Annotated in this window: 22 protein-coding genes and 2 pseudogenes; 9 read left to right on the plus strand and 15 right to left on the minus strand. The window is 41.2% G+C overall.

The features are described 5' to 3' along the window. Positions 1-6: 6 nt before the first annotated feature. From VB691_RS00115 to VB691_RS00140, 6 genes and pseudogenes are all read right to left on the minus strand, one after another. A complete protein-coding gene (locus tag VB691_RS00115; RefSeq protein ID WP_323289426.1) occupies positions 7-318 on the minus strand; it encodes a hypothetical protein in 312 nt (103 codons plus the stop codon). Between the two features lie 740 nt (positions 319-1058). Further along, the gene (locus tag VB691_RS00120) at positions 1059-1334 is read right to left on the minus strand and encodes a BrnA antitoxin family protein (RefSeq protein ID WP_323289427.1); all 276 of its coding nucleotides are present in this window, start codon (positions 1332-1334) and stop codon (positions 1059-1061) included. Further along, positions 1297-1443 (minus strand): annotated as a pseudogene (locus tag VB691_RS00125) (BrnT family toxin); the annotation flags it as partial. The pseudogene VB691_RS00125 and the gene VB691_RS00120, both read right to left, overlap by 38 nt. Before the next feature lie 28 nt (positions 1444-1471). Continuing rightward, positions 1472-1944, minus strand: a pseudogene (locus VB691_RS00130) (RNA-guided endonuclease InsQ/TnpB family protein); the annotation flags it as partial. A 149-nt stretch (positions 1945-2093) separates the two neighbouring features. Continuing rightward, a complete protein-coding gene (locus tag VB691_RS00135) occupies positions 2094-2720 on the minus strand; it encodes a Uma2 family endonuclease (protein ID WP_323289428.1) in 627 nt (208 codons plus the stop codon). A gap of 68 nt (positions 2721-2788) precedes the next feature. After that, a complete protein-coding gene (locus VB691_RS00140) occupies positions 2789-3139 on the minus strand; it encodes a hypothetical protein (protein ID WP_416244499.1) in 351 nt (116 codons plus the stop codon). Between the two features lie 429 nt (positions 3140-3568). Between VB691_RS00140 and VB691_RS00145 the strand changes: the two genes are divergently transcribed. The 3 genes from VB691_RS00145 (at position 3569) to VB691_RS00155 (ending at position 6851) form a co-directional block, all read left to right on the plus strand. Next, the gene (locus tag VB691_RS00145; RefSeq protein ID WP_323289429.1) at positions 3569-4396 is read left to right on the plus strand and encodes a photosystem II manganese-stabilizing polypeptide; all 828 of its coding nucleotides are present in this window, start codon (positions 3569-3571) and stop codon (positions 4394-4396) included. A gap of 484 nt (positions 4397-4880) precedes the next feature. Then, entirely contained in the window at positions 4881-5156 is a 276-nt protein-coding gene (locus VB691_RS00150; RefSeq protein ID WP_323289430.1) for a hypothetical protein, read from the plus strand. Positions 5157-5294: 138 nt separating this feature from the next. Continuing rightward, positions 5295-6851 (plus strand): energy transducer TonB, encoded by a 1557-nt coding sequence (locus VB691_RS00155; RefSeq protein ID WP_323289431.1) that lies wholly within the window; start codon positions 5295-5297, stop codon positions 6849-6851. Between the two features lie 7 nt (positions 6852-6858). Here VB691_RS00155 and VB691_RS00160 read toward each other — a convergent pair whose 3' ends face one another. From VB691_RS00160 to recQ, 7 genes are all read right to left on the minus strand, one after another. Further along, positions 6859-7548 carry an ATP synthase F0 subunit B gene (locus VB691_RS00160; RefSeq protein WP_323289432.1) on the minus strand — a complete coding sequence of 230 codons (690 nt, stop codon included), beginning with the start codon at positions 7546-7548 and terminating at the stop codon, positions 6859-6861. Between the two features lie 42 nt (positions 7549-7590). Then, entirely contained in the window at positions 7591-8064 is a 474-nt protein-coding gene (gene coaD / locus VB691_RS00165; RefSeq protein WP_323289648.1) for a pantetheine-phosphate adenylyltransferase, read from the minus strand. A gap of 69 nt (positions 8065-8133) precedes the next feature. Continuing rightward, on the minus strand, positions 8134-9486 hold the full coding sequence (gene aroA, locus VB691_RS00170; RefSeq protein ID WP_323289433.1) for a 3-phosphoshikimate 1-carboxyvinyltransferase: 1353 nt from the start codon (positions 9484-9486) through the stop codon (positions 8134-8136). Positions 9487-9622: 136 nt separating this feature from the next. Continuing rightward, positions 9623-9871 (minus strand): hypothetical protein, encoded by a 249-nt coding sequence (locus tag VB691_RS00175; RefSeq protein WP_323289434.1) that lies wholly within the window; start codon positions 9869-9871, stop codon positions 9623-9625. A gap of 28 nt (positions 9872-9899) precedes the next feature. Beyond that, complete coding sequence (locus tag VB691_RS00180; RefSeq protein ID WP_323289435.1) at positions 9900-10157, minus strand: hypothetical protein; 258 nt, start codon at positions 10155-10157, stop codon at positions 9900-9902. 29 nt (positions 10158-10186) lie between these two features. Continuing rightward, positions 10187-10465 carry a hypothetical protein gene (locus VB691_RS00185; RefSeq protein ID WP_323289436.1) on the minus strand — a complete coding sequence of 93 codons (279 nt, stop codon included), beginning with the start codon at positions 10463-10465 and terminating at the stop codon, positions 10187-10189. A 45-nt stretch (positions 10466-10510) separates the two neighbouring features. Further along, on the minus strand, positions 10511-12640 hold the full coding sequence (gene recQ / locus VB691_RS00190; RefSeq protein ID WP_323289437.1) for a DNA helicase RecQ: 2130 nt from the start codon (positions 12638-12640) through the stop codon (positions 10511-10513). A 205-nt stretch (positions 12641-12845) separates the two neighbouring features. On the opposite strand from recQ, the gene gpmI reads away from it, so the two are divergent. Both gpmI and secG read left to right on the plus strand, forming a co-directional pair. Beyond that, positions 12846-14444 carry a 2,3-bisphosphoglycerate-independent phosphoglycerate mutase gene (gpmI, locus tag VB691_RS00195; protein WP_323289438.1) on the plus strand — a complete coding sequence of 533 codons (1599 nt, stop codon included), beginning with the start codon at positions 12846-12848 and terminating at the stop codon, positions 14442-14444. 14 nt (positions 14445-14458) lie between these two features. After that, positions 14459-14698 (plus strand): preprotein translocase subunit SecG, encoded by a 240-nt coding sequence (secG, locus tag VB691_RS00200; RefSeq protein WP_323289439.1) that lies wholly within the window; start codon positions 14459-14461, stop codon positions 14696-14698. Between the two features lie 70 nt (positions 14699-14768). Here the strand turns inward: secG and devC are convergent, their stop codons facing one another. Together devC and VB691_RS00210 are read right to left on the minus strand one after the other, a co-directional pair. Then, a complete protein-coding gene (gene devC / locus VB691_RS00205) occupies positions 14769-15944 on the minus strand; it encodes an ABC transporter permease DevC (protein WP_323289440.1) in 1176 nt (391 codons plus the stop codon). 2 nt (positions 15945-15946) lie between these two features. Beyond that, positions 15947-17158 (minus strand): ABC exporter membrane fusion protein, encoded by a 1212-nt coding sequence (locus tag VB691_RS00210; protein WP_323289441.1) that lies wholly within the window; start codon positions 17156-17158, stop codon positions 15947-15949. A gap of 746 nt (positions 17159-17904) precedes the next feature. On the opposite strand from VB691_RS00210, the gene VB691_RS00215 reads away from it, so the two are divergent. The 4 genes from VB691_RS00215 (at position 17905) to VB691_RS00230 (ending at position 22579) form a co-directional block, all read left to right on the plus strand. Beyond that, positions 17905-18951 (plus strand): DUF1702 family protein, encoded by a 1047-nt coding sequence (locus VB691_RS00215; protein WP_323289442.1) that lies wholly within the window; start codon positions 17905-17907, stop codon positions 18949-18951. A 15-nt stretch (positions 18952-18966) separates the two neighbouring features. Next, the gene (locus tag VB691_RS00220; protein WP_323289443.1) at positions 18967-20934 is read left to right on the plus strand and encodes a CRTAC1 family protein; all 1968 of its coding nucleotides are present in this window, start codon (positions 18967-18969) and stop codon (positions 20932-20934) included. Positions 20935-21008: 74 nt separating this feature from the next. Next, on the plus strand, positions 21009-21707 hold the full coding sequence (locus VB691_RS00225) for a PEP-CTERM sorting domain-containing protein (RefSeq protein WP_323289444.1): 699 nt from the start codon (positions 21009-21011) through the stop codon (positions 21705-21707). Positions 21708-21841: 134 nt separating this feature from the next. Further along, positions 21842-22579, plus strand: coding sequence for a PEP-CTERM sorting domain-containing protein (locus tag VB691_RS00230; protein ID WP_323289445.1), 738 nt, complete (start codon positions 21842-21844; stop codon positions 22577-22579). Positions 22580-22699 lie beyond the last annotated feature (120 nt).

Below are 22699 nucleotides of genomic sequence, written 5' to 3' on the forward strand. Positions count from 1 at the left end.
ATCAATTTACGAGATCCCAGAAGTTTCTCGATTATCATGGAGTATTTCTTGATACAAGGATTCCGCTATACTTTGATATGCTTGATCAAGATCATCATGTTTGACTACTCGGAAAAGAGTAAAAATAACTTGTCCAAAAATAGGATCTTCGTCAACTGCCAAAATTACCCTTAACTGTTGCGAAATCTTTAAGGTGTAAAGAGAAGATTCGTATCCATTCAACCCTAACAATAGGGGGAGACGGCCAAGCTTTCGATAAACGTCAACTTTTTGAGTTGGGAAAAGACCAGCACAATCGTTGATCTTTTTAACTGTCATGGATTTCCCCTCGTTATTCAGCTTGTCGAGATCCTTCTCAAAACCCTTAGTTGACTCAATTAGAACTTCCATGTTACGACCCGCCCTCAACTCTGTACATAGCAACAAAACCTTCTTCCCTGCATAAGATAACAATAGCCAAGATTACAGATAAATATCAACAAATTCCCCACATTTTCTATATTTCATCTACCAGCCCACAAAACCTGTTCAGCCGTCAATTTTAAATCTGGAAATATTAGAGAAAGAATGCTCTGATTACCTACACTCGTCAGCGAGATCGCACTGCCTGTTATCGAAAATTTGGGTTTTAAACCCCGTCCTAAAAGGAGCGGCTTTTGATATAATGGACTTTGTGGAAGGGTAATCAACCACTTTAAAAACCCGATTGCTACCTAATAAGTAGACGCTGTACCGTTCGGCTGAGCTCACGGCCGAAGCCTTGACAATCGAAGATATGGGGTTCTATTCCTTAGTTTTAGTTCTTCCCCTTGGAATAGGTAAAATCTTCGCAGGAACTAAACGAACAGCATTGAAACTCAATCAAAATTTGCCGTGACGGCAACTAGGGTAGGGCATACCCAAAGTTAAATCTTCGGCTTCGCTCAGATTTAACGTCGAGCGGAGTCGAGACGTTAACGCTTGAGGAGAGAACCACCTCTGGCTTAGACAACGCAAGGAATCTAGGCTAAGTGGACTCGTTGAACCAAGAATCCCCGCCGTTCTACGGCGAGGGAGTGTCAATGATGTGCCTCCATATACGCTCGTAGCAATTGATTGATCTGTGTTTGATAGCCCCGCCCTTGAGACTTAAACCACTCTAATACATCGCTATCGATGCGGAGTGTAACTTGAGCCTTGGCTTTGGTAACAGGTAAACCCCGTCGCACAATCGCCTTAGCAAACATTTCCGGCGTAATCTCTGGACAATCTGATAAATCAATATCTTCATCACTCATCGCATCCAATCGTTGCCAATCAGTTTGAGAGTTGCTCGAAGTAGGTTCGTTGTTCATATTTCGTCGCTTTTCTTGCAGAAATAATACGGATGTAATCCTCACGTTCTGTATGGACAACGGCAATCACGCGCCCTTGCAATAAACCGAATGTGACAAAACGTTGCTGCTACATAAAACTGATACAACGTGGTATATTACGCCACATTGAGGTTTACTTCCTGCTTCAACCAGAACCGTCGGCGGCACTCTGTCCACAGGCTAACACGGTATAGCCTACCGCTTTACTCGCTAAAACTTTAGCCGCATTTAAGTCTCTATCTATTTCTAACCCGCATTCACAGCTATAAATCCGGTCTGATAAAGATAAATCGACTTTAATCGCGCCACAGCCTGAACAAGTTTTAGAACTGGGAAACCATCGGTCAACTATGGTCAATTTTGACCCATAAAGCTCACATTTATACTCTAGCTGTCTTCTAAACTCATAAAAGCCTAGTTCAGAAATAGCTTTAGCCAATTTTCTATTAGCTAACATTCCTGATACATTCAGGTCTTCTATGACAATTTCCGAGAAGTTTTTAGCTAAGTAACAAGTGATTTTATGCAGATAATCCCGTCTTAAATTAGCTATTTTTTGATGTTGTTTGGCTAGTTTAATTCTGGCTTTAGCGATAGCATCAAGTCTTAAGTCTCATTTTATCGTAAAGTTCCGCGTTCTACTACAAATCAAGCACTAAAGGAATGCTCTCCATAACTGTAACGATCATCCTCTTGTAGTTACAAATTGTCGTTACAGCTACCCACATTTTCTATATTTCATCTACCAGCCCGCAAAACCTGTTCAGCCGTCAATTTTAAATCTGGGAAGGTTAGAGAAAGAATGCTCTGATTGCCCCGAAACTGCTGAATTTCATACTCCCCATTAACTAGGGTACAGATAGACAGAGTAGGTTGTTTAGGTTTGCCAATGTGTTGAGTACCCCCTAATCGGGGGTAGTCTGCAATCCAATATTCGGGGATGCCTAAAACCGCGTAATCTTCAACCTTTCGCGCATAATCATTTTGCCAGTTACTACTAACAACTTCCGCCACAAATTTAATTGAATTACCCAGAGTTAGGATCGACTGGTCAGACCAAAGCAGTTCTTTAGTAAGTTCATTTCGATCAACAACAGCAACATCAGGTCTAAATGCTGTCATATCCATGTTAGAAGGGCGCAATAGTCCCCTCTGAAGCACAAACCAAGGTAAACCTATTCCGTCAATCTGAACACAGATCTTTGCAATAATGAAAGCGGCAACTTCCTCATGTTGGCCGGTTGGTTCCAAGTCGAATACTTCCCCATCGATCAGTTCATAACGGTTATCACCACCATAACAAGCGAGAAACTCATCAAAATTAAGCGGTTTCTGTTGTATTGGTTGGCCGATCGCAATGGTCATAGGTCAATTTAGCCCAATCAATGCCTTTAGTTTAGCGGATTTGTAATCTTGTTCAAACTTAATCTAGTTCAAGATTGAGTATTGGTGGAAGTCTCATCTTTGGGAGAAACCATTTTGAGGAATGCTTGAAGCTTCATCCGTTCAATATATGGCCATCCTCCACTTTCATCAATTTCTTTAAGAAACTCATATAAAGCATTGCGGGTATTAGGTAAAGAAGGCTCAAATAGATTAGAGCGGATTTCTCGGTGTAACGTTTCTAAGGTACGGAGCAAGTCTAGCAATGCCTGAGAATCGCCATCACATTGCTCAGCGACTGTCTCCACCCTCACCATAATCTCTTGCAGGGAATCCGAAAAAGAACTATCTGGGGAGTTCAGGGACTGTTCTATTGGGGTTGATCTTGTTGGTTGCTCCATCGTGAATCCTAAATCCTTTCCCTAGCCAACCCCATGATAGAAGATTTTGGTGTTGACGTTCTAAATCTCCTGTTTAAAAACAGGAGTTTTGAAGATCCCGTGTTGTTCGATAAAGAATTACTCCGTTTAGGGGAAGGGGGGGACGAATTTTGGTAAAGTAGATCCCGATACAATTGCCTAACTTGTCCAAAAGACTATATGTATCCAGGGACTCTGGAAAACGAAAACGCCTGATTAGTCGTTCTGTCGGGAAACCAACATCGGTTCGTATTTCATAGATATGTACCAATGGGTTTGAGATAAGTGGCGAAATCCCAGTGATGGAAATAACCAGGAATGCCCTATCGTGAGTTAGGGAAACCCCGCACAAAGTAAAGCGCGGAGTGCGCGGGATTATGTCACATTGAGATTGACAAAGCGAGGATGATCATGAGATTTCGTTCATTAATTATTGCTTTTCTGGCCTTGTGCTTAGGTTTAATTACCGCTTGTAGCGAAGGCCCAGCCAATGCGGTTAATCCCCAGGATTTAACCTACGAAGAGATTTTAAATACAGGGTTGGCGAATAAGTGTCCCCAAATTTCTGAATTTACACGGGGTTCTCTTCCCATTGAACTTGGTAAAACTTATCAAGTCGACGATTTCTGTCTCGAACCCACAGAATATTTTGTCAAGGAAGAACCCGTTAATAAACGCCAAGAAGCAGAATATGTGTCTGGCAAGTTATTAACTCGTTTCACCACCAGTTTAGAGCAGATTACTGGCAAAATTAGTGTGAGTAAAGATGGAGTCTTAACCTTCATTGAAGAAGGCGGTATGGACTTCCAACCTGTAACGGTTCAATTACCTGGTGGCGAACAGGTTCCTTTCTTCTTTACCATTAAAAATTTAGTCGGTAAAACTGAGCCTGGATTTACTTCCATTAACAGTTCTGTTGATTTTGAAGGAGATTTTAAAGTTCCTTCCTATCGGGGTGCCACTTTCTTAGATCCTAAAGGTCGTGGTTTGGCCACTGGGTATGACAATGCTGTCGCTTTACCTGCGGGTGCTGATAGTGAAGAATACGCCAATGTGAAACAAACTCCCATTGGTAAGGGTTCTATCTCTCTGAGAGTCACTAAAGTTGACAAGGAAACCGGAGAAATCGCTGGCGTATTTGAAAGTGAACAGCCTTCTGATACGGATTTAGGAGCTAAAGAAGCCGTTGATGTTAAAATTCGCGGTATTTTCTATGGTCGTGTCACACCTTTAGTATAAAGATTAGATACTGACTTTTCTTGAGTACAATTACTTTGAGAGATTTAAGGGGCCATCTGCCCCTTTTTTTAATCACTGTGTGATATACTCCCATCGTTGAATCAAAGATTTCAACGTGGGCTTCTCTAGGAATTACTTCTTTCGAGCATTTTTAAGTGAGGCGATACCCAACCCCACTTTTTAAATTATAGTTGTTTTATAGCGTCTTGCGGAGGACTAAACTATGATTTTTTTGATTATTTGATTGACGATGATTTTAATAATTAAATCTACAGAAACGCCTATCTCACCTTATTGCTATGACGCTGACAAAGAGATTGATCAAGGAGAGATAAAGTCAGTTATTCTTGATAAAAAAAATTGTTAAACTGATATTTCAGCCAAAAGTCGCTAAGATAAATGATAGCAAGATTCGTGAAATCTTAGCAACTTCCTTTACCGTTTACGCAAGACAACCTCTTACAAATTGAACATCGATACCACTATGATTGACTCATCTGTCAGTGCGCTTGAAGAACTAGATCTCTCCCGTGAAGAGAGAGTAATTGAAATTCAAAACCTGATTGAAACCCTACGCATTGCTGATGAAATCGCCACTAGGGGTTACTTAATTACTAGCTCAGAATTGGCCGATTTAATGGATATCAATGCCAGTGCTGTCACCAGTCGCGGCGATCATTGGTCTTGGCGTAATTGGGTTGTCTCACGAGTTCGCCGAGAAGGAAACCAAATTCTTTGGCAACTAGAGAAAATTGATTAAGTAAAGGTTGCCACAAAATGAGGATTCATAAGGTAAGGGGGCCCCTGTCCAGAAAAGAATCATAGCGATCGCTGTGTCATAGGGGCATGAGTTTTGTTATAAATAACTAAACAGAATTGCCTAGAAGATTTCAGCGTCATGGCTATGTCCTCCCCTTCCCTCATTCAACCTCTACCCATTCGGGTCTTTAATTCCAATCTCCTCTCGACCTTTACCTCTGTCGGCCTTCATGGCCTGGCACTCTTTCTTGTTGTTCCCTACCTTACCAATTTACCGACGGGTAATGGCTCAGACTCAGCCGCGAAACCCAAAAATGTCAATGTCATTGAATTGAGTCCTGCTGAGCAAAATCGTCTACCGGATCAATCTTCTGGGTCCCTGGATATGCCAGAATTTCCCAATACCGCTTTAGGGGATGTTCCGGTCTTAGATTCTCCTAACTTCGCGCCTTCCCTTCCAGCACCCTTAAGTAATTTACCTGCGCCACCAAGTTTACCGGCCTTACCTCCCCTATCTTCCTATGGTAATTACAGTAGAATTCCCATGGCACTGCCACCGCGTTCAATTCCCATCACACCGCCACCCAACCCTAGTATTCTTAGACCCCCAACCCCCAAAACTGAGCTATCAGGCATAGATCCCCAGACCAATGATCCTCGGGCCTCAATTCCGTTTGATCGACCCTCCCTCGGACAAGGGCCTCAAGATGACTTTTTTGGTAATCCCAATGGAACAGGAGAAATTGCCACTAATACCTCATCTTCAACAGGACGAAATAACATTGCGGAAAATCTCCAAAATGGAACAGAAAACCTGGCTTATAATCCCCAAGGAACCGAACGGCAAGAAGCGAGACGCAAAGATCTCGAATGGATGCAGCAAACAGGCGTGACCCTGAAACCAGGCCAAATGATGACCATTCGCGGGACTTATCCCAGAGCCGCTTGCAACGCCAAATTAGAGGGATCGGCTGTTTATAATGTTCAAGTTAATGCCCAAGGACAATTGGCCCAACCTCCCTTCATGACCAAAAGTTCAGGCTATCCGATCTTGAATAATCAAGGGCTTCAAGATGTGCGATCGCAGAGTTTTTCCCAACCCACTAGGGTAACGGTAACTTTTCAACCGGACTCTAATATTTGTCCCTCTATTGCTCGTACTGAACCTCCCCAAACCCCGGCCCTTCCTGGCAATGATACGGAAAAATCCCCTGTTACTCCTATTCCCATCGAGGTGAGAAGAGATCCCCCTGTCAAACCGATACCTTCCCCTGAAGTCAAACCCCCGATTGAACCTGCTCCCATCGAGGTGAGAAGAGATCCCCCTGTCAAACCGATACCTTCCCCTGAAGTCAAACCCCCGATTGAACCTGTTCCCATTGAGGTGAGGAGAGATCCTCCCGTCAAACCGATACCTTCTCCTGAAGTCAAACCCCCAGTCGAACCTGCTCCCATTGAGGTGAGAAGAGAGCCTCCCGTCAAACCGATACCTTCCCCTGAAGTCAAACCCCCAGTCGAACCTGCTCCCGTCGAGGTGAGAAGATATCCCCCTCCTCAACCTGTACCCTCTCCTGAGATCAAACCGTCTGAAACTCCTGCACCACCGACAGGTAGGAAGACTACTCCTGAACCTCAATCGACGGTACCTGCCCCCCCGACTGCCCGTAAAGAGGAAGGGTCCCCAACTTCTAATTAATTAACCCTTACTGGGGGCGTTTCTTCACAGTTCCAGGAAGGGACTTTCCTGGGGGTGTAGCATTGCGTTGAGGCGAATTACCATATAATTGCTGACGACCATTGCGAACCACCCCTAACATCTCGCTCAGTTGCTGTTCTAGGCGTGTTAATACTGCATCTGCATATTCATCAGCCCCGTCTTGAACATTTTGGCTCTCGACCATACTTTGTTGACGCAACTGCTGCATTTCGCTGGTGGTGACTTGGCGTAATTGCTCAATTTCGCCCATGGTTTGCCTTTGAATGGCCTCACATTCCTGCTGTACCTGCTGACGAATTTGGTTAGCTTCTCGTTGTGCTTGTTGAATAATCCCTGATTCATCTAAAATTTGGGCAGCCCGTTGTTGAGCAGACTGGACAATTCGCTCTGCATAAGCTTCGGCCTCAGCAATAAGATCTTGCTCTTGCTCCAGCACTGATAAAGCCTTTCTAATAGCTTCAGGAATTTTCGTTCCAATCAGATCTAATTGCTCAAGCAACTTATCTTCATCTACAATCGTCCATCGAGATACAGGGATATGAAAGCTTTCATAGATCATTTCCTGAAGACGGGCCAACTCTTGTTGAATATCAAAATCAACCTCTCGGCGATCCGTCGTACCATTGCCTTGACGGTTTACTGAAGCATTGGGGGAAGATGAGTTTCGGCGTACCATAAGTATCAATAAAAATAATAAAAACGATAGATCCTTTGTTAATTAACTGTAATGTATACGGATGTCTCTAGCGACGTTTTCAGGGACTAAATGGGAAATGGCACCGCCAAATTGGGCAATTTCCTTAACAGTGCTGCTGCTGAGAAAGCTATATTCCTTATTGGTGGCCAGAAACACCGTTTCTACTTCTTTCGAGAGGGTTTTATTGGTGTGAGCCATTTGTAGTTCTTTTTCAAAGTCTGATAACACCCGTAACCCCCTGAGCAACACCCTAGCTTTGTGTAACTTAGCATAGTCTACAGTTAATCCGGTAAAGCTATCAACCTCTACTTTCGCTAAATGTTGAGTACAGTGGCGAATTTGTTCTACCCGTTTTTCTGCTGTGAATAGAGGTTGCTTGTTCGGGTTGCACAAAACTGCTACAATTACCTTCTCAAATAAAATTACCCCTCGTTCAATAATATCAAGATGGCCGAGTGTAACGGGATCGAAACTTCCTGGATAAATGGCAATCACGATTATTGATGTCAAAAACTAAATTGATTTCCTTAGTATAGTCAAATATGAAGGATACGGTAGGGTAGTTCACAAAGAATCACATATTTGCTGCAATGTTCCGACAAATTCAGGATAAGAAATAGCCGCAGCTTCTGCTCGATGAATGATAGTTTTTTCTTGGGTATTTAAACTGGCGATCGCTAAACTCATCGCAATACGATGATCGGTATAGCTATCAACTTCAGCCCCTTTTAAACCCGTTCCTCCGGTAATTTCTAAGCCATCAGGTAACTCGGTAATTTTGGCTCCCATTTTGCTTAATTCTGAGGCCATAACTGCCAGGCGATCGCTTTCTTTAACCCGCAATTCTGCTGCATCTTTAATGATAGTTGTTCCCTCAGCAAAAATCGCTGCAACTGCTAAAATAGGAACCTCATCAATGAGACGGGGAATAATATCTCCTTCAATGGTACAGCCTTTTAATTGACAAGATTTGACCCTTAAATCGGCCACAGGTTCCCCTGTTACTATCCGTTTATTTTCTAATTTAATATCAGCCCCCATCATTTCTAAGGCTTCTAAAACACCGATTCTTGTGGGATTTATGCCGACATTTTCTATTAATAATTCTGACCCAGGAACAATAGAGGCCGCTACTAACCAAAAAGCAGCAGAACTAATATCCCCAGGTACAATCACGGTTTGACCTGTTAGGTTTGGCCCACCGATAATACTAACACTGTTGGTTTGAGAATCAATTTCTAAGGTTGCCCCAAATGCCTGTAACATCCGTTCGCTATGGTCACGGGATAAGGCGGGTTCGGTAACAGTGGTTTTGCCTTCTGTCATCAGTCCTGCTAATAATATACAGGATTTTACCTGGGCCGAAGCAATAGGAGACTGATAATGAATGGGTTTAAGGGGTTGTCCTTGAATAGCTAAAGGGGCTAAACTGTTGTTATTGCGCCCCCATATTTGCGCCCCCATTTGTTGTAATGGTTTGATGACACGGGACATGGGACGCGATCGCAAGGAAGCATCACCCGTGACAGAGAAAAAGCGATCTCGGTGGGATGCTAACAAGCCTAACATTAGCCTGATGGTGGTGCCAGAATTGCCCGCATTTAGCACGTCTAGGGGTTCTTGTAGCTTACCTAAGCCAATTCCTTGTACAGTGACTTTTTGGCTGTTTAAGGGGGATATTTCTGCCCCCATAGCGCGAAAACATTCGGCGGTACTGCGGGGATCTTCCCCTAATAATAATCCTTCGATGGTGGTTTGTCCCTGTGCGATCGCCCCTAACATTAAAGCACGATGAGAAATGGACTTATCCCCAGGTATTTTTAGGGTTCCTTGTAAGGATAGTCCTGTTTTTGGGGGGTTAATAGTTAATATTTGCTGGTTTTCGGCGGTTTGGAGATTAATAATAGAATTAGACATAAGTTAGGGGGAAGTTACCGAGTAATCTTTTAATAATAATTACAGTCAAGGATATTTGTCTAGGCATTTTTGAGCTTATTCTTTCATGGGTTAAACTCCTAATTAGGGACAGAAAAAGTTTATCATGGCTATTTTATTAAGGATTTCCTATAAATCCCAACATTTTAGCTAATCCTCCTAATAAAGCCACGATTAAGCCAATCAAAACACCACGATTAATAAACTCTTGATTATCTAATCGTTTCCCTAAACCATCGACTTTTTCCTCTAATCTAGCTTGTCCTATTTTTAAATCCGTTACGTCTTCTTGGAGGGTGTCTAGCTTACCCTCAATGCGCTTAAGGACTTCTTCTAAGGAGTAGGTGACTGTAACAGGGTCGTTCATGGGTTAAACTCCTAATTAGTTATAATAGTTAATGGGGTAGGTTAGGGAAGTTGGGGAAAAATAACTTAATCACACCACTGGTTAAAGCAACGATAACCCCGATAGCAATGGAACGATTAATAAACTCTTGAGAATCTAACCGTTTATTAATTCCTTTTAGTTCTGTCTTAACTTCTGTTACTTCTATCTCAATCTTATTCAAACGTCCATCCATCTTGTCTAGTTTGTCCTCTATACGCTTAAGGACTTCTTCGAGTGAGTAGGTGACTGTAACAGGGTCGCTCATGGGTTAAACTCCGTAATTAGTTATAATAGTTAATGGGGTAGGTTAGGGAAGTTGGGGAAAAATAACTTAATTACCCCACTGGTTAAAGCGATAATAACCCCAATAGCAACGGAACGATTGATAAACTCTTGAGAATCTAACCGTTTATTCATTCCCTTTAATTCCGTCTTAACTTCCGTTACTTCTATCTCAATCTTATTCAAGCGTTCATCTATCTTATCAAAACGTTCATTCATTTTATCTAGTTTGTCGTCCATACGCTTAAGGACTTCTTCTAGTGAGTAGGTGACTGTTATAGGGTCGCTCATGGGTTAAACTCCTAATTAGTTAGATTGTGCAAGATTTCCCTTAAACTATTTATTTTGTCGTCGATACCAACCTCTCACTAACTTTATTTCATTATAACTATAATCATCTCCTAAATGATTTTTTATTGGAGTCAATGCACCATCTCCAATAGTTTCTATACATTTAATAATCATAGCTTTTTTCGCTTCTGAAATAAACTGATCAATATCAATAGGTTGCTGCATTTCTATTAATTCAGAAATATGGGTATAGATGGTTGATTCTTTTAAGTTTCTACTTTTAGCAATTTCTGGAATAGTTAACCCTTGTTGATACAATTGTAAGGTAATCATATTACTCTGATTTGGTAAGGGTGTGGGTAAACTTTGTTGTTGACAAAATTCCCTAATTTCCGAGACAAAACTATCCCCATATTGCTCTGCTTTATATGCAGTTACTCCAGAAATCTTTTTAAATGCTTCTAATGTTTGGGGTTTAATTTGTGTCATTAAACGTAAACTAGAATCAGCGAAAATAACATAAGGAGGAATTTTATGCACATCGGCTAAATGTTTTCTCAACTGTCTTAATTTATCCAACAATAAATCACTTTCAGCTTGTCTAGGATTATATTCATCTAGGATTTTAGTGGTTAATGATTCAGTGATTGCAATTTCAACTTTTCGTTCATTTCTAAAGATTTCCCAACTCTTTTTATTTAATTTTAACACAGAAAATCCATCTGTTGTTTCACTCACTAAACCTTGATGAATTAAAGAGCGTCCTAACATCTTCCATTCTGCCACACTTCTACCTTCACCAATGCCATAAGTTGACAGTAAATGGTGTCCATACTGTTCAATTTTTTTCTTTTTAGAACCCCGTAAAACATCAATAATATGGGTCATCCCAAATCTTTCTTGACAACGGGCCACACAGGAGAGAAATTTTTGCGCTTCAATTGTCCAATCTTCTACAGGTTTAGGGTTTTTACAATTATCACAATTATCACAATTACCTCTAAATTGTTGACCAAAATATCTTAAAACAATGCTTCTTCTACACTCAGTTCCCTCCGCATAATCTACGACTTGACGTAACTGTTGACGAGCGACTTTTTGTTCTTGGGGTTCTGATTTTTGATCAATCATAAATTCAATCTTTTTGAGATCACCAAAACCCATAAATAAGACACAATTTGCTGGTTCTCCATCCCTTCCTGCTCGACCAGATTCTTGATAGTAACCTTCTAAATTACGGGGTAAATCATAATGAATAACAAAGCGAACATCGGGTTTATTAATACCCATACCAAAGGCAATCGTTGCTACAATAATTCTGACATCATCTCGAATAAATCTGGTTTGATTAATTGACCTTTCATCATCATACATCCCTGCATGATAAGGTAAGGCCTCAATGCCATCTTGTTGTAAACGCGAGGCAATCATATCAACATTTTTACGGCTTAAACAATAAATAATTCCAGAGCCTTTTTGAGTGCGAATATAACTCAATAATTGTGTATAACTTTGTCTAGATTTTGGTTGAACTTCATAATATAAATTAGGTCGATCAAAACTAGCTAGATGTACGGTCGGTTTTTGCAGTCCTAACTGTTTAATAATATCCTCTCTCACCCGTTTAGTTGCCGTAGCAGTTAAGGCCAACATAGAAACTTGAGGATAACGGTTTCTTAGTTGCTTTAATTGTCGATATTCAGGACGAAAATCATGACCCCATTCTGATACACAATGGGCCTCATCAATAGCAAAAGCAGAAATCCCGATTTTAGTGGACAAAAAATCTAGGAAAGGCATAAACTTTTCATTTAATAAGCGTTCCGGTGCCACATAAAGTAACTTGATTTTGCCACTGACAATGGCTTTTTCTCTTGATTGCAATTCTTCCCAAGTTAAGGTACTATTCAAGAAAGTAGCCCCAATGCCATTATCTAATAAAGAATCAACCTGATCTTGCATCAAGGCAATTAAAGGGGAAACTACCACAGTTAACCCAGGTTTCAACAAAGCCGGAAGCTGAAAACATAGAGATTTGCCCCCTCCGGTGGGCATAATCACTAATAAATCCCGATTATCAAGGGCTTCCGTAATAATTTTAGACTGACCAGGGCGAAACTGATCGTAACCAAAAAAGTGCTTAAGAGCTTGTTCAAGAGACGTGAATTGGGGCATTTTAACGTTTATATTGCGACTCGTGAGACTTAAGGGATGAAATATCAGAAGATGATTTATAATTTTATCAACAATCAATGATAATTATCACCGTCATAAGTATATTTACAAAAAAAGATTTGAGAAACCAGCAAAAATTAGGTACTTTGGAGACAGAAGTGTTATGATTACTGTGCATGACAATTGAACTAATAGGTGAACAATCATGGCACAAGCACCTGTATCTCCAGTGGTGCTAGTAATTCTAGATGGCTGGGGTTATCGTAAATCAACCGAAGATAACGCCATTGCCATGGCCCAAACTCCGGTGGTGGACTGCCTTTGGACGACCTATCCCAGAACCCTTATTCGGACATCAGGCAAAGATGTAGGGCTTCCTCAAGGTCAAATGGGCAACTCAGAAGTGGGACACCTTAACCTAGGTGCTGGTCGTATTGTCCCCCAAGAATTAGTCAGAATTTCCGATGCTGTTGAAGATGGGTCAATTTACGAAAACCCCGCATTAGTCGAAATTTGTGATGAAGTGCGTTCTGGCAAGGGTAAACTGCATCTCATTGGCTTATGTTCAGAAGGTGGGGTGCATTCTCACATCGACCACCTATTAGGACTCCTCAATTTAGCTAAACAACAAAATATTACAGATGTTTGTGTTCATGTTATTACTGATGGCCGGGATACCAATACCACCGATGGGGTGAAGGCGATCGCCAAAATTGCTGACCACATTGAAAAAATAGGGATCGGACGCATTGCCACCATCAGTGGCCGTTATTATGCAATGGATCGGGATAACCGTTGGGATCGGGTGCAAAAAGCTTATGATCTGATCACCCAAAACGGCGTTGGTGATGGACGTTCCGCCATTGAAGTTATAAAAGATTTTTATACTCAAGATAAAACCGATGAATTTATTCCCCCCACCCGCATTGCACCAGGGGCCATAGAAGCGGGAGATGGAGTCATTTTCTTCAATTTTCGACCTGATCGGGCCAGAGAAATCTGTTCAGCCCTTACCATGCCCAGTTTTGAGGGATTTCCGCGAGAATTAATCCAACCTTTAAATTTTGTCACCTTTACTCAATACGATCCTCGTCTACCCGTTAAAGTCGCCTTTGCACCCCAAAACCTCGACAATATTTTAGGGGAAGTCGTCTCTCGTCATGGTTTAAAACAATTTCGCACCGCCGAAACCGAAAAATATCCCCATGTCACCTATTTCTTCAATGGTGGGTTAGAAAAACCCCTGGAAGGAGAAGATCGGGAACTCATTCAAAGTCCCATGGTAGCAACTTATGATCAAGCCCCGGCCATGTCAGCAGAAGCGGTGACAGATACTGCCTGTAAAGCCATCGACAAAGGTGTTTATGGCCTGATAGTGATGAATTATGCCAACCCTGACATGGTGGGGCATACAGGCAATACAGAAGCGGCTATACAAGCCATTGAAACCGTCGATAATTGTTTAGGACGGTTATTGTCGAGTATTAGTAAAATGGGGGGAACTGCCCTTATTACTGCTGATCATGGCAATGCAGAAACCATGAGAGATGAAGATGGGAACGTCTGGACAGCCCATACAACTAATCCCGTCCCCTTTATTTTAGTCGAAGGAGAAGGGCGCAAAATTCCTGGCCATGGCGGTATGGTTGAATTAAGGGACGATGGCAAATTGGCTGATGTTGCCCCAACCATCCTCCAGATTCTACAATTACCACAGCCAGTAGAAATGACAGGGCGATCGCTGATTCAACCGGCCGAGGTGGAAATCAAAACGAATCGTACACCTGTTCACCTTTCTCGTTAACCCATAAGAAACTAATGACCTTACCGCAACTTATTCAAACTATTTGGACAGTCACCGCCGCTTTGTTAATCATTCTCATTCTCTTACACAGTCCCAAAGGAGACGGGTTAGGGGGTATTGGGGGACAAGCACAGTTATTTACGTCGGCCAAGAGTGCTGAGAAAACCTTAAACCAAGTTACCTGGACACTCAGCACTGTTTTTATTGCTTTGACTATCGTCTTAAGTGCGGGCTGGTTAAACCCTCAAGGATAAGTTGCTCCGGACTTACGCACAAAACCTATCTATAGGGGTAATTCATCAATTACCCCTACATATTTTCTAGTTAAAAAATATCAGCAGGATCAACATCTTGTAGTTTACGAATAGCGATTATTCCCGCGATAAAACACATAAAAACTGTTAATAAAAAGACGAACCAAGTTCGATTATGAGTCATGGCGATCGGTAAGAGAGTTTTTTGATAAGCGATGATATAAAGCCCTGAAGAAATAAGAAAACCAGGAATATAACCAAGACAAGCTAGAATGATCGATTCTTGTAAGATAACAGTGAGAAAATAGCGATGTTTGTAACCCATTGTCGTTAGGGTTGCATACTCTTTTAAGTGATCAGAAACATCAGTATAAAGAATCTGATAAACGACTACAATACCAACAATTAAACCCATCCCAACCCCCAAGGTAAAAATAAAACCAATGGCGGTACTTGTCATCCAATATTGTTTCTCAAAATCAATCCATTCTTGTTTTGTAAAAATCTTGACATCATTGGGAATAAGTTGTTGTAATTCTTGTTTGAATTGCTGAGAATTAATCCCTGATTTTAGTTTAATAACTCCTACTTCAATTAATCCTTTTTGTCGTCGGGAAAAAATTCGTAAAAAATTAACATGACTGGTAATCAAATTGCCATCAATACCAAAAGTTGTTCCCAATTTAAACAACCCCACAACCTTAACCTGACGGGTGGCATTGCTCATATTATCAATTTCGGTTGTGATATAATTTCCTTGTTGAAAAAGCCTTGTTACTGGGCCAAATTCAGGGCGAGATGCTTCATCAAATAACACCACATCAGGTTCATTTAACTTATCCACATTAGACTTGACTCCAGGTAAATCAAAAACTGGATATTCTGTATCAAAACCGATAATATGAATATTACGCCATGCTAAAGGATTAGTCGGATTTTTCCATTGAGCAAACCCTAAATAAATGGGGGTAATAAATTCCACATTATTAAGTGCTAATGCTTGATATAATCGTCTCTCAGAAAAGCTTCTCATGGCAATTAATGCCGTTGAACGAGGACTTAATAAAAAAATATCCCCCCGTAAACTATGATGAAGTAAGACCGCGCTATCAAATAAAGCTGCTTGAAAACCTAACTGCATAAACATCAAAATCACCGCAAAACTAATGCCAGCAATAGCTGTGAGTAGGCGCATTCTTTGATGTTTTAGTTGTAACCAAGCAAGAGAAATTTTAGCCAAACCCATAATTAAGAATTAGCCGCAGGTAAGGATTGAGTATTGATGATAATCTTAACTTGTAAGTTGGTTAAACCTCTAACCTGTTGACTCGAAGTTGGAGAGAGGCGAATTTTAACTTCCACCACTCTCGCATCAACATCAGCAGCAGGATCAGTTCCTAAACTGTCTTTTTTGCCAATTTGTAAGCCAATTTCGTCAACAGTTCCGGTTAATTTTCCCTCAAACCCTTGACTGCTAATGGTGGCAGTTTGACCATTGCGGATCTGGTGAATGTCGGTTTCATAAACTTCGGCGATCGCATACATCTGTTGAGTTTGTCCTAAGTCTACAATACCCTGTTGACCGACCATTTCCCCGGCAAAAGTCTGAATTTTGAGAATTTGACCATCTTGAGGCGCGTAAACATAGGCTAAGTCTAGGTTAGCTTGGGCTTGCTTAACCTCGGTTTTTGCCTTATTTAGTTCTGCTTGAGCGATCGCCACATCTACGGGGCGTATTTCTGCGATCTGTTCTAAGGTTGCTTGGGCTTCTGCTAACTGTTGCGCTAGAGTAGCAATGGTGCGATCGCGGTTGGTCTGTGTTTCAATCAATTGTTCTTGATATGTCTCAGCTTTGACACAGATATTATCTTTTTCTGAGGCGGAAATGGCCCCATCTTGATAAAGGGTTTGGTAGCGGTGACAGTCGGTTTTAGCGTTGTTGAGTTCTGCCTTAATGCGGTTAATGCTGGCTTGTTGGCTGGCTTTTTGTCCTTGTAATTCCGCTTCAATGCGGGCAATATCAGCTTTTTGGGCGCGAATCTCCCCAATTTTTGCCCCTGCGTTCACTTTGGCTAAATTGGCTTGGGCAATGGCTACTTGAGACATAGTTTGGTCGAGGGCAGCTTGAAGGCGATCGCGGTTATGCAGAATGGCGATTACTTGCCCTTTTTTGACGGTTTCTCCTTGTTTTAAGAATAATTGTTCGACCTTAGCCCCTTCTAGTACCGTGGGAACTGAGATCTGGATAACTTCTCCTTGGGGTTCTAATCTGCCTAAAGCTGCTACGGTTTTTAGGCGCGTTTTTTCTGTGGGTAATCTATTAACATTTATGGACTGATTGGAAGGGGAAGGTCGTATTTGAGCAACTATCGCTAAGGTGATGACGGATGAGCCAATTATGGCGAAAAAAACCATAATAAGGGGGCTTAACCATTGATTTTGCATTTTTATCTGAGTCATTTTTCATTCTTCGGTTATTTTATTTTGAAAGTTTTCGGCTTAAATTAGCTTTTAATTGTCAAAGATATCCTAACTTTTTTACCCTTCCTATTCTTGACTATTTTTTGAAGATTTGTTAAGTTTGAAAATTTTAATTATTTATTCCTTACTGATCCCTTGGTTTTGTGGTATTAATGGATAGAATTGGGGTAAATTACTGGTTAAAAATTAGGGAAAATACCTCTAGAGGATCAAATCAAGTTAGGGCCTATCTTTGGGAACAGTTGGGACAAGACAAAGCTAAGATTAGACTCCTAAATTTTAATTGATTCTTGAGTTTTCAAGTTTACAATCAATTTACTTTTTGTAATCAAACTTAAAATCAAGGGATAAAGTTAGACAAACTTGGACAAACTTGTACAAAATTGGACAAAGCGTAATTTAAAGTTAACAAAAAACCCTCTATATTTTAAGTTGTTTGAAGGTGTGTAAATAAATGTAACGAAAACGAACATATTTGCGGAAAAACAACACTCAAATTGGTGAACTTGCTTTAAATTAGTTGGTGTTGATAAATTTACTGTTTATAGCCAGGAGATATTGATGAGACAAAGAATATTAGAAAACCAGGTGACAATTACTGCGATCGCCCTTTCCCAAAAAAAACCGAGTTGAAGCAGAAAAGCCCCAACTCAAGCTAAAAATCTCAAAAAAATAGTTTTTCCACACCTACCCACCCCTGCCAGGGTGGAGGCTGACAAACCATTATGTTCATCATTGTAACAATTGCAACGCCATTTTCCCAGGGGAAAAGTGCGGATACGTCTACATTTGCCCCATCATTTTTTAATAAATTACGACAAACCCTATTAGGCATTTCCCTAGAAGAAGCAACCTTTGCTAAACGCGGGTTTCAGGGGAAGAATGCCAAGACACAACAGCACTTAGAAGCCATTGGTAAGACCTTTTTACAAGGATATCAAACAGCGATCGCCTTTAATTCTCCTAATCATGTCATTGCCCAACTTAATCAAATTGAGGCAGAATACAGAGGATTTGCCTTTGAGGGGGCCGCTATGGGGTTAACCTTACTAGATCACCTTACTCCTTGGAATAAAACCAGGATTACGGAATTTTTAGCATCAGAAGGACAAAACCACATTTATATGACTTATGTGGGCATCGGATGGCTATTAGCGCGACTTCCTGGGGGCATTCAAGCCTATTTAACAAGATTACAGCAATTCGGGGCGAAAGGCCTTTCGTCCCTACAGAAACCTGATCCTTTACTGGGTTGGTTAACTATAGACGGGTATGGGTTTCATCAAGGATATTTTCAATGGCGTGAATATATACAAGGCATTAAACCACCGAACAACTTGTCAGGGTATAGCAGTCGTGTCTTTGATCAAGGTTTAGGTAGAAGTCTCTGGTTTGTCAAAGGGGCAGATATTCAGGCTATTCAACAGGCGATCGCCCAATTTCAACCCAGTAGACGGGCTGACTTATGGAGTGGTATCGGTTTAGCTTGTGCTTATGCAGGGAGGGCAGAAAAAGCGGCTATAGCCAGCTTAAAAGAGGCTTCTAAACCATATTATCCAGAATTAGCTCAAGGGGTGGCTTTTGCTGCTAAAACCCGCATTAGAGCCGGAAATTTAACGGAACATACGGAGATAGCGGCTGAGATCTTGTGTGGAATGTCAGCACAACTTGCAGCAGATATTACCGATGACACCTTAACAGGATTATCCTACAGCGAAACTGTTCCGGCTTATGAACAGTGGCGGCAACGGATTCAAAAGCACTTTGTCTAAGTAGAAATTAGCATCATGAGAAACTTAAAACGCGCTATACGACGCTATGGCAAGCATATCTTAGCTTTTACCGTTATTATTGTCTTATTTGCTTTTTCTCGTCTTCCTGTTCTCTCGGCTAGTGAAAGAGACGCGATCGCTTCTCGGTTTGAATTTACCCGTTTTCCTTTGCCAGAAGTAGCAGGAGAGCCTTATCATCAGATTCGTGAAGTTAATCCGAGTTTAAAGCGTCATTCTGGCTGGATATCGGCTGTAGGGGCTGCTGTTGCCATGAATGATCTTGACGGGGACGGGTTAGATAATGATGTTTGTTATGTCGAACCCCGTAATGATCAGGTAATTGTTGCACCCATACCAGGGAGTGGCGATCGCTATTCACCCTTTACTTTGTCTCCTGTAAATTTGTCTTATGATGCTGTAACTATGGCACCTATGGGATGTTTACCTGGGGATATTAATGAAGATGGAAGCATAGATCTTTTGGTTTATTATTGGGGACGCACTCCTGTTGCTTTTCTGAAGGCAGGAGGCATATCTCGACTCCGCTCGATAACCAGGCAGGAGGCAGAAGGTGAAAATTTTTCTACTTTATTGAGTCTTAATAGTGATAGTTATGTTGCTCAAGATATTGTGTCAACGGGTGATAAATGGTACACCAATGCTGCTGCTTTTTCTGATTTAGATGGAGATGGACACAATGATTTAATTATCGGCAATTATTTCCCTGATAACTCAGAAATTATTGACCCAAATAGCACTAAAATAGAACAAATGCAAGATTCTATGACCCGTGCTTATAATGGGGGAACAAATCGGGTTTTATTGTGGGAAAAAGATTCAGATAAAGTTGCTTATCAAGAAGTTGCAAATGTCTTTGATGAAAAGACAACTCATGGCTGGACATTAGGGGTAGGAACGGCTGATTTAGATGGAGATTTATTACCAGAAATCTACTTTGCCAATGATTTTGGGCCAGATCATCTCTTACATAATAGGTCAGTTCCTGGCAAGCTTAAATTTGCTGTACTTGAAGGAGAGAAAGGGTTTACGACTCCTAATTCTAAAGTATTGGGTCATGATTCTTTTAAGGGAATGGGGGTAGATTTTGGAGACATTAATCATGATGGCTTGTTAGATATTTATGTGAGCAATATTGCTGATGAATATGCTTTAGAAGAAAGTCATTTTCTCTTTACAAGTACGGGAAAAGTTGCTAAGATGAATCAAGGAATTGCCCCTTATAAAGATGAGAGTGAATCATTAGGATTATCTCGCGGTGGTTGGGGTTGGGAAACCAAATTTGCCGACTTCGATAATGATGGAGAATTAGAAGCATTACAAGCAACTGGTTTTCGTAAAGGGGATGTGTATCGTTGGCCAGAATTACAGGAATTAGCATTAAGCAATGATCAATTATTAAAGGTATCTAATAGTTGGTTTAAATTCCAAGACGGCGATGATTTAAGTGGGCATCAACATAACCCATTCTTTGTCCGTGGTGCTGATGGTCGTTATTACGATTTAGCTAAGGAATTAAGGTTAGATGAAGCCTATGTAACGCGGGGTATTGCTACCGCAGATGTTGATGGAGATGGAGATTTAGACTTCATTTTTGCCAACCAATGGGAAGATTCCTATTTCTACCGCAACGATAGTCATGACACAGGGGCATTTTTAGATTTAAAACTATTGCGCTATAGTAACGCTTCTATTTCTGAGGCGATCGGTGCTTCAGTAACAGTGAGTTTACCTGATGGACAGAAATTAGTTGCTCAGGTAGACGGAGGAAATGGACATTCTGGGGTGAGGAGTTCTCGGTTGCATTTTGGCTTAGGGAAAGTGAGTGCAGATGCTGCTTTACCCGTTGAGGTGCAATGGCGCGATACAGAGGGACAACCCCAACACACAAGTTTGTTGTTAGCACCAGGTAGCCATACTGTGCGACTGGGAGAAACGACAAAAACCGCTTCTAGTATGAGCTAGAAGTTTTAAAACCAGCTTCTGTTAAGGAGCGTATTTCAAGCAAATGTAAATGTTAACTAATGGAGAATTAAACCATGACTATTTTGAATCCACCGAAGTTTGTTACCCGTAGTTTAATTGGGGCTGTGGGGTTAAGTGCGATCGCCTTTTTTGGGGTGACAGAGTCTGTGAAAGCAGCAGATATTAACGCAGGAATTGATTATCTTTTTACTCCTCTTGGTTCAGACACATGGGTAGATTTTGACCAAAGCGGACCTATGGGGCGTGTTTACTTTAAAGGAGTTCCCGTTTTGCCAGGGGGTGCTGATACGGCTGTAGAGCGACTCAATGATTGTGATTTCGACGCAACGGGTAAGTGTACGATTGATCTTCAATTTGTTAGTCTCAATTTAATGAGCGTTACCCCTGTAGCTGAGTTTGGCAATCAAAACGTCTTCTTAATGCTTGATGATACTCAAACTCAACCTGTGTCATCTATGACTCTTATGGACATGGGCAATATGGCCAGTTGGACGAATACATTAGATTTTTACTGGAAACTGGTTGATTCACAGAATAATATCCTCCAGACTGGCTTTGAATCTTTTATCGGCTCAGGACTGGGAACTTACGATAGTAATGGTGGCTTTATCGTTAAGACCTATGATGATTCAGCAGCATGGGCCCGCCATACAGACAAAAAAATTCCCGAACCCTCTACAACCCTTGGCCTTCTCTTACTCGGTTTAGGGTCAGTTGCTGGTATTAAACGCAAAGGAAGCACTGAGAAATAATAATCTCTTAGTCTGTTGGGTTAAACGAGGGTTAACCCAACACCTTAACTGTATTTAGGTTGGGTATTTGATAACTCAACCTACCTAACTTAAAAATTAACCAAATTTAACTGTTAGACAAGGAGTATGAAACCATGACTTTTTTGAATCCACCGAAGTTTATTACCCGTAGTTTAATCGGGGCTGTTGGTTTAAGTGCGATCGCCTTTTTAGGTTTTCCAGAGTCAGCCAAAGCACAAATGTGTACTAGCAGTGGTAGTTCTTTGCCACCCGTTGATTGTGCCTACGCTGCCCAACAACATCTCCAGTATCCCAATGGCATTGATTTTAGTAACCCTTTCCACTCTCGTTTCCGTGATATTAAATTCACGGGGGATGAACCGATGAACATCGGTGATATGCAGACAGAAATGTTTAACTCCGATGTGGATATGGTTGTGACGCTTCCTGATGGACGAAAACTCGATCTTAAAGGTATACCCGCTGCAGTAACAACAAAGATCACCCTGATAAACATAGAGACTCTTAATGATGGTCTAGTGAAAAAGACTTTCGACAATGAAATGTTGCAACTTGATCTTTTGGGATTACCTGATGGATTAATGTTTCGTGAAGATCCTGATACGGCCTCCACTGGAATGACTATGGTTACGGAGTTAGCCAACGGGAAGTTTGAAATTATGAGCTTCTTTGATATTTATGGTCAAATTAGCCTTGATGGCGGACAAAATTGGATAGATCCTATTGCACCTGGCCGGGTAGATGCAGTAGATTTACCTTCTGTTCCTGAACCCTCCACAACCCTTGGCCTTCTCTTATTCGGTTTAGGTTCAGTTGCTGGTCTAAAACGCAAGGGAAACAGTCTTGAATAATCATTTCTTAAGTCCGTTGGGTTAACCCTGTTTTAACCGAACATCTTAACTGTATTGAGGTTGGGTATTTGATAACTCAACCTACCTAACTTAAAAATTAACCAAATTTAACTGTTAGAC

The sequence above is a fragment of the Crocosphaera sp. XPORK-15E genome (genome assembly GCF_034931425.1).
GTDB lineage: Bacteria > Cyanobacteriota > Cyanobacteriia > Cyanobacteriales > Microcystaceae > UHCC-0190.